Annotated in this window: 7 protein-coding genes and 1 pseudogene; 5 read left to right on the top strand and 3 right to left on the bottom strand. The window is 57.4% G+C overall.

The window, feature by feature from the left end:
* Positions 1–299: 299 nt before the first annotated feature.
* Positions 300–1,535, bottom strand: a complete 1,236-nt coding sequence (locus tag ABID58_RS37065) for a diaminopropionate ammonia-lyase (protein ID WP_354037761.1) — start codon at positions 1,533–1,535, stop codon at positions 300–302.
* A gap of 388 nt (positions 1,536–1,923) precedes the next feature.
* The gene (locus ABID58_RS37060) at positions 1,924–2,439 is read right to left on the bottom strand and encodes a MarR family winged helix-turn-helix transcriptional regulator (RefSeq protein WP_354037760.1); all 516 of its coding nucleotides are present in this window, start codon (positions 2,437–2,439) and stop codon (positions 1,924–1,926) included.
* A gap of 674 nt (positions 2,440–3,113) precedes the next feature.
* On the opposite strand from ABID58_RS37060, the gene ABID58_RS37510 reads away from it, so the two are divergent.
* The 3 genes from ABID58_RS37510 (at position 3,114) to ABID58_RS37050 (ending at position 4,609) form a co-directional block, all read left to right on the top strand.
* The gene (locus ABID58_RS37510) at positions 3,114–3,371 is read left to right on the top strand and encodes a DUF6894 family protein (RefSeq protein ID WP_502916465.1); all 258 of its coding nucleotides are present in this window, start codon (positions 3,114–3,116) and stop codon (positions 3,369–3,371) included.
* Positions 3,372–4,205: 834 nt separating this feature from the next.
* Positions 4,206–4,499, top strand: coding sequence for a helix-turn-helix domain-containing protein (locus tag ABID58_RS37055; protein WP_085398908.1), 294 nt, complete (start codon positions 4,206–4,208; stop codon positions 4,497–4,499).
* Entirely contained in the window at positions 4,487–4,609 is a 123-nt protein-coding gene (locus ABID58_RS37050) for a helix-turn-helix domain-containing protein (protein ID WP_144030609.1), read from the top strand. The genes ABID58_RS37055 and ABID58_RS37050 overlap by 13 nt, the downstream gene beginning before the upstream one ends.
* Positions 4,610–4,661: 52 nt before the next feature.
* Here ABID58_RS37050 and ABID58_RS37045 read toward each other — a convergent pair whose 3' ends face one another.
* A complete protein-coding gene (locus ABID58_RS37045) occupies positions 4,662–5,177 on the bottom strand; it encodes a MarR family winged helix-turn-helix transcriptional regulator (protein ID WP_502916464.1) in 516 nt (171 codons plus the stop codon).
* A 382-nt stretch (positions 5,178–5,559) separates the two neighbouring features.
* Here ABID58_RS37045 and ABID58_RS37040 point away from each other — a divergent pair.
* Both ABID58_RS37040 and ABID58_RS37035 read left to right on the top strand, forming a co-directional pair.
* A pseudogene (locus tag ABID58_RS37040) lies at positions 5,560–5,841 on the top strand (HipA domain-containing protein); the annotation flags it as partial.
* 30 nt (positions 5,842–5,871) lie between these two features.
* Positions 5,872–6,024 carry a hypothetical protein gene (locus tag ABID58_RS37035; RefSeq protein ID WP_354037759.1) on the top strand — a complete coding sequence of 51 codons (153 nt, stop codon included), beginning with the start codon at positions 5,872–5,874 and terminating at the stop codon, positions 6,022–6,024.
* Positions 6,025–7,228 lie beyond the last annotated feature (1,204 nt).

The raw sequence follows: 7,228 nt of genomic DNA, 5'->3' as shown, positions 1-7,228 counted from the left end.
GACGGCCATCCCCATAGCCGTATCGAAGACCTCATGCCGTGGCGATTCCGCAAAACGTCAAGCCAGCCTCAATAGGGTTGCGGCTAAGCGCTTACTTTGAGTCCGGCCGACAAGTCAGAGAGGACCGGCGCATCTCAAACCCCTCATTCTAAGTAAGTCAATCCGCGTGCCCAGCTCGAAGGGACATGAACCCCTGCGCCGCGCAGGGGGCGGCCTCTGCTCGGCGATGAGCCTTTCTGTAAGGGGCGGAACGCTGGCCAGTCTCCCAGGGCGTCCGGATGGGACGGCTTACGAAAGGCTCACGAGCTCGCCCCATCCGTTGACCTGTTCTTGATCGGCTTAATATTCTTCGCGGTCACTTGCGCAGGCGTCGCACCGACGAGCTGTTCGTACAGGAGAGGATCTGTCGCGCCCTCGGTGTTGATCAGGAAGACCCGGGCATTGGGCCCAAGACCAATCTTACCACGCAAGGTCGGGTCAGAAGCAGCCTTCAGTAAGGCTGCAAGGCCAACACCACCACTTTCGCCTGCAACGACAGCGGGATCGCCATCCTTCGGATTTGCCAGACGTTTCATCACGCTGATTGCGTTCTCGTCGTCGACAGTCATAAAAGCATCCGCTGTGCGGGAAAGAATGCGCCAAGCGACGAGCGAAGGCTCGTAGCATTCGAGCATCGCCATCACGGTCGATTGCCCATGATCTACCTTGACAGGATGCCCGGCCCGTGCGCTTTCGAAGAGGCATGCTGCCCGCGAGGGATCGACAACTGTGAAGAACGGGCGGTCGTCGCCCAACAGAATTGATAGATGTCCAGCAACGGCTGCGGCGATCCCACCGACGCCTGCCTGGATGAAGACGTGTGTCGGCGGTTCCGGCAACTGGCGTAGTGCTTCGCTCACAAGTGCGGTGTATCCCTGCATTACAAAGCGGGGGATCCGCTCGTAGCCAGGCCAGGACGTGTCAGACACTGTGATCCAACCTTCTTGAGCTGCAACTCGCGATGCTTGGACGACGGAATCGTCATAGTTGCCGTCGACGCGGATCATCTGCGCGCCAAAGCCGGCGATGGCGGTGATGCGCTCGTTGCTCACGCCTGAATGAACGAAGATGGCGCATTTTGCATCAACGAGCTGGGCGCCTTGAGCAACTGATCTGCCATGGTTGCCATCCGTGGCGCAAGAGAGCGTCATACCTCTTGCCACGGTCTTCACTTCAGGTGTGTGCAGCTCGGACACGTCAATATCGCGACCGAGCTGCCGAGTTGCTTCCTCGAGCACCAGACGGATCACAGCATAGGAACCGCCCAAGGCTTTGAAACTCCCAAGGCCGAGACGTTGGCCTTCGTCCTTTAGATGGATCGAACCCACTCCAATCTCGCGGGCAAGGCCTGGCAAAGAAATAAGAGGGGTTTCCTTGTGGCCATCGCGTTGCTTGAGAAACCGCTCGACCTCGCGAGCGGCTTCGACGCTCAACGTGACGGCGTCCGAGGCATCGAGGGGCGTGCGGTGGTCGACGTGCTGGTTGAGGAGAAACATGGTTTGGCTTTCTTGCCCCGTCGGTAGCGCTATGTATGGAATACTTCATTCACGATGATATAAGTGGCGCATTTTGGAATCATTTTGTGCAAGATTCGCTCATACCCGAGGGCGAGCCTCTTGATTAGCCTGGATCGCTCGATCCGAAAGTCGCAAATGATAGGGCGCGCTCAGCAGGCAATAGAAAAGGCCGCCCTATTTGGCGTCATACCTGGCAGCGGATCGGCTGCTTCCTGAACCCGTCACAACCAGCGGGCCTTCGGTCGTGCAGACCGACCACAACCACCTTCGCCCGCGCTGCTTTAAGAAAATCGCGAACGTTGGAAATTGATCAGACATGAGCAAGACAGCCACAACTTTCGAAGATTGTGCGTTTGCGTTTTGGTCCTCAGAACTCCAGAGCGACTTTCAAGCGAGCTTTCTTTAGGCGATTCCTGAGTGCTGTGAGCCTATCAGCGAACTCGGTCAATTCGCCAGTGCCGAAATCACCAAAAACAAATTCATCGAGTGCTTCCTGTTGTGCGGCCACGCTCGCGAGATGCTTGGAAGTCTTGTCCGTCAGCGACAGCTGTACGACCCGGCCATCGCGTGTGCAGGGCTTGCGCCGCAGGAAGCCGTTTTTCTCCAGCAGCTTTGATTGGCTCGTAACGAACGAAGGGTCAACGTGCATCAATTTGGCCACGACGTTGACCGGGACACCGCCATCTCTGCCCAACTCCGTTAAGGCCATCAAGATCATCCACTGTGGCCCAGTAATGCCAAGTACATCGCCCCGGAATTGGCGAAGTTCCTCCAGACACAAATTGATCGATCTGATCTCCCACGTGAATCGCCGGACCACTTCTTGAATCTCGGCAGAGCTACCGGCGACCTGTCTTGCTGGGCTAGGCAAATCCGGCGGCATCGTCTGTCTGTCTCCCCTTAGCGCAGATTTAGGGACAATACTGTCCGCGCGAACCCAATCAAACTTCACAGCGCGCTCAGATCGTCGGGCACTATCGTCAAACTTCCGATCAGCTTGGCGTCGCTTGAATCGCCGATGGCTGGGTGGTCGGAGCGGCTAAAGAGCGACGCGACGAAGCCCAGCTTGCGCGAGAGCGCCGCCGGCCGAAATCACAGCAGCGTTCAGCATAAAATGACTAGACGCTTCACCAGCCATATTGCTTCATCGAAATGCGCGTGCGCGCTCCACTAGGTGGCCTAAGAAGGCTGGACAACCACCACCATGCTGCGCACCCCGCTCGACCGACCCACCGATCCGTCCGCCGCAAGATCCGGGGCCGCCCTTCGAAGATGTCTTCGGCAAAGCGCTAACACTGGCCTTGCGGACTCAAATGCTGCGCAACTATCGGACAATCGGTGTGGTGAAATCCGTCGAAAGAAGCGCTCGAACGCGGAATTTAAGCGTCAACGAGCCACTCGTTGCATTTATCAATATCGACATGTCGTTACTGTACAGCATCAAAGTAACCCTTGTTTCAAGACCCGATTGTTGCGTAGTCCCAATTGGCGGCGCTCGCTGCCTCCTGCCAGCGTGGTATACGTCAGCGAAAATCCGCCAAATAGGTCTCTGTTAAATTGGAGTTCGCTTTGAGACGTTTCTACTTTCACCTACGTGCCGGCGACGAGATTACGCTCGATGAGGAAGGAACAGAGCTGCCAGATTTATCTGCGGCTGAGGGTGAGGCCGTATTAGCTGCGCGCGAGCTGCTAGCCGAAGCGATCAAGAGCGGTACGCCAGCCGTGTCGGAGGTCTTGGTCATCGCAGATGAGGTGGGGCGACCGCTCAGTACCGTACCCCTCGCAACCGTTCTGCCGAGGTTCTTAAAGAAGTAGGGTGCCTGTTGGCGGTCTGAGCATCATTCCGACAGTATTGCCGCTCCCGAGATCCTTATTGCAGATTTATCGGCTTGCCATACGGCCCCGCCGCTATCCAAACTGCTGATGGTCCGACTAACAGAAGCGTCGCTCGAGCGAGCTGTGGATCGCGCGCAGGCTATTTCTTCAGGCGAACGCCCCTTCAATCTCCGATTCGTGATGCCTCGTTTCGCCTTTAGGTACCCTCCGCCCGACACGTGGAAGCAGATTTTTCCTTTTAAGGTCGCACGATCAGCCTTGTATCTTGTCTATCGCCCGGCATGCCCGCGGACTCGGCTGCGCAATTAACGACGTTTAGGCGTCTCGCCCCCTTAACAGGCGCCGGATTAGCCAGGGCTGATATCAAATAGAGCAGGATCACGGCCACGACGACTGTCCAGCCGATCGACGCGGCGAGAGCCCATACTTGCGTCGGCATCGGACCGCCTTTTCCGATGAAGCGAACGAAGAGACCGCTGGCGCTGGACAGCGATCTCTTGGACCCGCCTCGAAGCGTCTTCGAGATGAAAGCTCTTACCCAGGGTCCGCTATAATCAAACGCCGGACTCGCCGCCCTGTGAAGTCAAAAACGAATTCGAAGGCCAATGGACCAATTGTGACGTTGCGAGCGCGACACACCTAACAAGCTAGGCCAGCATCGGCGGAGAGTTCTTCCTCGGGCGGAAGCCAACCGATTTGGCATAGAAATGAGTGACGGTGCCTGGCGCACAAGGCGGCGTAGTGTACCGTCCCGTAAGTTCGTAGCATAATTATTGCAGTTGTTTCGGGTATCCTGATCGAAGGAGCTACTCGATGCGAACCGGACGCCCAAAGGCGACACTAACGATATCGAGCGACAAACGCACGCATCTTTTGGCCATAACGCGGTCGCGCTCTTTGCCGGCGGCACTGACATTGCGGGCGAAGATCGTGCTGGCGTGCGAGCGCGAGCCCAGCAACGCCGTCGTGGCGACGCGGCTTGGCGTCGGCCCCCGTACGATCGGCAAATGGCGCAATCGCTTCATCACCAATCGGATCGAGGGGCTCTACGACGAGATGCGTAGCGGCAGGCCCCCACGGTTGAGGATGAGGCGGTGGCCGAGTTGATCACCAAGACACTGGCCCGCAAGCCCAAGGCCGCAACACACTGGAGCGTGCGCGCCATCGCCAAAGAGACCGGGATTGCCAAGAGCACCGTCCATCGCGTGAACGGGTAGCGAAAGATGCGTGCAGATCTTTGTCGTCGCCCCTGGATTGTTTCAGTTGATCTCAGGATTTTAGTTCAGCCTGTAGGCGAGCTTTTTCCAGCCGATGCCTGACTCCGCTGAGGCAGCTAGCCAATTTGGCGAATTCCTTAATGCCGAGATAATCAAAAACAAACTGATCGATCTCTTCCTGCTGTGCCGCGATGCTCGCAAGACGTTTGCGAGCGTTGTCTGTTAGCGACAGGTGTACGACGCGGGCGTCCTTCGTGCAGGGCTCGCGCCGCACAAACCGTTTATTCTCGAGCTCCTTCGAATGCTTCGTGATGAAGGCCGAACCCACCTCCATCAACTTTGCAACCACGTTGACCGGAACCCCGTCATTCCGTTCCAATTCAGTCAGCGCCATCAGGATCATCATTTGCGGTCCAGTAATACCGAGCGCATTCGCCTGGAAATAGCGAAGTTCGTCCAGACACACATTGATAGATCTGATCTCCCACGTGAATCGCCTAAGTACATCCTGACCGGCGGCAGAGCCCTTTCCGAGCCGTGTTGTTAGACTAGGCAAATTCGGGGCCATCGGATCTTAGGAGCTCCATCGTTAGACTGTTCCGCGCCAGCAGAGTTCAACAGAGCGGATTGATGTTTGGCTGACCGACTCGACCGGCCAAGCGCTGGATGTCACCTCGATGAACTGCAATCCCCCAGCTCGCTCCCGATGCTGCTTCCTCGCTGTAGCTCCAACGCATACATCGCAACTTCACACAATCGCGGTGGTGAAATCCGTCAAAAACTTGGTTGTGAACGCAGAAGTTAAGCGTCGCGACAGGTCAGACGGCGGGAGTCGGCACCGGATGATTCAGACGGAACGCCTCCGACGTCGCTGGTCGAGATGCCCTCGCTGCGCTCGATGACGAGTGTAGGCCGGGCGACGATTCCTTCGACTTTGAGTCCACCAGGAAGATATCTGCCAGGCGCTCGGCATCCTGCCGACCATGAAGTATCAAAACGATGGCGGACCAAGCCCTGCCGATGTGATCGAGCTTTTGCGCACCTACTCCACGGATCGCGTCGCCGACGTTGACACGTTTGTCGACGCTCTAGGCTTCAATTGGCTGATTGCGGGTACGGATGCTCATGCCAAAGCGCAGAAAGACGGATTGGACAATGCTATCATCGGGCATCTCGCCAAGCACCTGATCGCAAGAGCCGGGCAATGCCGTCGACTGCTCGGTGAGGCATAGTTTCCGCCGACGGCCGCCAGCAGCATCGTGATGATCGGCAATATGGTGCCGATCATCATCGGTCGACATGTCGTTGTCGAAGCCAACGGCAGCAACAGCATCACCGCCGCGATCGGCATGCCGATATCGATGTCGATGTCGACTACGATCGGTGATTGCTCGCGATCCGTGGCAGCCGCGTAGTCACTGCGGCTGGCGTCACCTCACGTTCGGCGTGTCCTTTCAAGGCTCCGGCAGACAGCGATTTCTCCTCCGCGGACTTTCCCAATTCGGCGGGGCGCTTGTAGGTCCTCTTTTTGGCACGGCCCCTATGCGCCCGGCAGTCCCGTGGCCACGGCTGCGCAATCACGACGACTAGGCGTCTCACCCCCCTTTAAGAGGCACCGGATTAGCCAGGGCTGAAGATCAAATAGAGCAGGATCGCGGCCACGACGACTGTCCAGCCGATTGACGTGGCGATAGCCCATACTTGCGTCGGCATCGGACGAACTTTCCCGATGAAGCTAACGAAGAGACCGCTGGCGCTGGACAGCGGCCTCTTGAACCCGCCTCAAAATGTCTTCGAGACAAAAGACCTTACCCCGGGGTCCGCCATAATCAAACGCCGGACTCGCCACCCTGTGAAGTCAAAAACGATTCGAAGGCCAATGGAACAATTGTGACGTTGCGAGCGCGACACACCTGACAAGCTAGGCCAGCACTGGTGGAGAACTCTTCCTCGGGCGGATGCCAACCATTAGGTGAGCGCTTCTGCCGCTTGGCGTAGGCTTCGGTGCTGGGACGCGACGATCGCCCAGCGTAGATCTCGAAATTCCACAGGCACGGTCGAAACCCCATGGCTAGTTGCCGGTGACCACATTCTGTCGCGAATGCGTCACTCCATTTGCTTGCGTTGCTTCCTTCGAGTTGTTGTCCGTCACTTCTTTGTCCGCGATGCCGACACCTAAACCCGGACACCCGGATGAGAGCTGCTTGTGCAACCCAAAAGCGTCAATGCGAACATAGGAGGGCTGCCTCGTACGGTAGCGACCGGCAACGATCACTCGAAAGCGTCGGACAGCAATTTCGGTGCGAGATGTCTTTTACTTGCGCCTTCACTCCGAGGAGGCTGGCCGACCAAGTTTGTTGAGCCACCACGTCACCTTGCCCGTTTTCTGATCAATGGTCGGATTCGTTAGGGCGCGGCATCATTTCCGTGCTCACACACAAAACTAGCTCGACACGTGCCGCACGACCGCATGCGATCAAGTCCTGTGGACTCCCCTAGACGACCGATTCCATGAAACCTGCGCGGTGGAGCGGGTTGAATTGGTGGAACGGACGGGTTGTTGGCGGATTCCTCGTTTGCGGTCGGCGAAACGAGGAGCTGTATCATGGCAGGATGGCG

The sequence above is a fragment of the Bradyrhizobium sp. S3.2.6 genome (assembly GCF_040546885.1).
Taxonomy (GTDB): domain Bacteria; phylum Pseudomonadota; class Alphaproteobacteria; order Rhizobiales; family Xanthobacteraceae; genus Bradyrhizobium; species Bradyrhizobium cytisi.
The sequence above is the reverse complement of the archived record's forward strand: the minus strand, read 5'-3'. Positions and strand labels throughout refer to the sequence as shown.